Raw genomic sequence first — 1900 nt, 5'->3', positions numbered from 1 at the left:
ACTGGTTCAGGTCGCCAACCGGTTGACCTGAGCTGCATGTACCCTGTTTATGTCCTGTGGCGAACTTCTGAATGGGATGATGAACGATGAAACTGCGAGCAACGATCAAGCGGGTGCGGAATATCTGGCGCCGGCACGGCTGGCGCATGTTCGGGCCCTTGGTACTTCACAATCTGCGCTACTACACCAAGCATTGGATGCGCCATGGTTCTTTGGGAATGCCACGCAGTTCGGTGGACCAGATTCCCGGGGTGGAAACCCAGCGGGCGGTTTACTTGAGCGAGCTTGGCTACACGGGGACTGTTGGCGAAAGCGCCGAACCCTACCAACCCATTGATGAAGCGCAGTTTCGATCTGTGATGGAGGCCTTGCCTATTAGTCTTGCCGACTACGCCTTTGTCGATCTGGGTTCCGGAAAGGGCAGGGCCTTGCTGCTGGCCGCGCAGGCCGGCTTTCAGACCATCACCGGCGTTGAATTCTCGGGCGAGCTGCATCAGGCTGCACAAAAGAACCTTGCAGCGGCACGCGGCCAATGGCCCAACGTGGATCGCATCAAGCTCTTATGCGGTGATGCGGCGCAGTATCGACCGCCACCCGTGCCCGTCGTTTGTTATCTCTACAACCCGTTTGGCGCCAGTGTGATGCGTCAGGTGGTCGACATGTGGGTCCGAGCGATGTCAACGCATTCACAGGATGTCTGGGTGGTCTACAGCAATCCGACCCAGTCGGAACTTTTCATGAGCGAGCCCATATTCGAGCACCAGTTCACCAAAGCGGGATCTGCGGTGTTTCGCCGCCGCGCGTGACACTGCACCGCGGGCTCAAGCTGGCAGCATGGCTTCCAGCCCCATTTTTCGGGCCACCAAATCCAGGTTGAAGTTAAGGTCCAGCTCCAGGCCTTTGTGGTTCGATTTTTTGTAGTTCTTGTGGCCAATCTCACTGCAGTGGCCAGCGGTCAATTCTCGTTCGTTCAACCTCACAACACGCTGGTTGTACTGCTGCTCCCAGTAAGAGATACCCACACCACTGTCGTACCAATACTCCGATCGCAGTGCTTTCTCTTCGGGCGGGCCATTGGGATGAGTGTGAAAGTTGCGCCACCACCCGCAGCCCTTCTCAAACTGATGCCTGCTGGCCGCCTCCGTGGTGCAACCGAGAAGCTCCCAGTAACGATGTGTCTTGCGATTGAAGTAGTGACGCAGTCCACCAGTGGAATGAACGGCCGCCATTTGACCATTTTCAAGGGCGTCAAACTGTGATGCAAACTTGTGCAACTTCTCCATGGGCATCAATAGATCAGCGTGCCAGAAGGCAAGTTTTGGAGCCCACAAAAAGGCGAACTCCAGCGGGAAGTGTGGCCACACAACTTTGAGTTTGAGCTCTTTGCCGAAGTCGATAAAGATCGAGCCAGGCAGGGTCGTGAGTTGCTCTGGCTGACAGTTGGGGTCGTGGCCCACCACGGGAGTCCATCCCGCTTCAAGCACCATGCGCTGCTGCAGCAAGGACCATCGATGCGAAATGTTCCAGCAAAGCCAGAGTTTTTGCTCGTTGCCAACTTCCTTTTTCCAGTTGGCTGCGGCCTCCAAAACGGTATCCAGCGGGAGATCAAACTTTCCCCAGTTTCCAGTGCCATTCTGGCCTTCTTTTCTCTTGATGAGTTCCCAATTCATGGAGTTCCCGTTCTTTGTGGTGTCGGTCGAGCGCTGTAACCCATCAGGTCTCATGCCCTGGTACGACTTGCGGTGGATTGTCCGGACTGTGGTGGCTGACTATGAGGGATTGAGTAGGAGACTTGATCGAAAGCAGTCTCTCCACAAGCAGATACAGGGCGACTGAGGGGGGCAGAGTCACCAAAAATGCGACGGGAAGAAGCAGCCAGAAGAACCATGCTCCCAAGACA

At 55.7% G+C, this 1900-nt stretch carries 2 protein-coding genes; one reads left to right on the top strand and one right to left on the bottom strand.

The genetic code is table 11. From position 1 onward, the window contains the following. Nucleotides 1-86 precede the first annotated feature (86 nt). The gene (locus QZH66_RS15520; protein ID WP_305806804.1) at nucleotides 87-806 is read left to right on the top strand and encodes a methyltransferase domain-containing protein; all 720 of its coding nucleotides are present in this window, start codon (nucleotides 87-89) and stop codon (nucleotides 804-806) included. A gap of 15 nt (nucleotides 807-821) precedes the next feature. On the opposite strand, the gene QZH66_RS15515 is transcribed toward QZH66_RS15520, so the two are convergent. Continuing rightward, the gene (locus tag QZH66_RS15515) at nucleotides 822-1670 is read right to left on the bottom strand and encodes a hypothetical protein (protein WP_305806803.1); all 849 of its coding nucleotides are present in this window, start codon (nucleotides 1668-1670) and stop codon (nucleotides 822-824) included. Between the last annotated feature and the right edge of the window lie 230 nt (nucleotides 1671-1900).

The sequence above is a fragment of the Stenotrophomonas sp. YIM B06876 genome (assembly GCF_030711595.1).
Lineage (GTDB): Bacteria > Pseudomonadota > Gammaproteobacteria > Xanthomonadales > Xanthomonadaceae > Stenotrophomonas.
The sequence above is the reverse complement of the archived record's forward strand: the minus strand, read 5'-3'. Positions and strand labels throughout refer to the sequence as shown.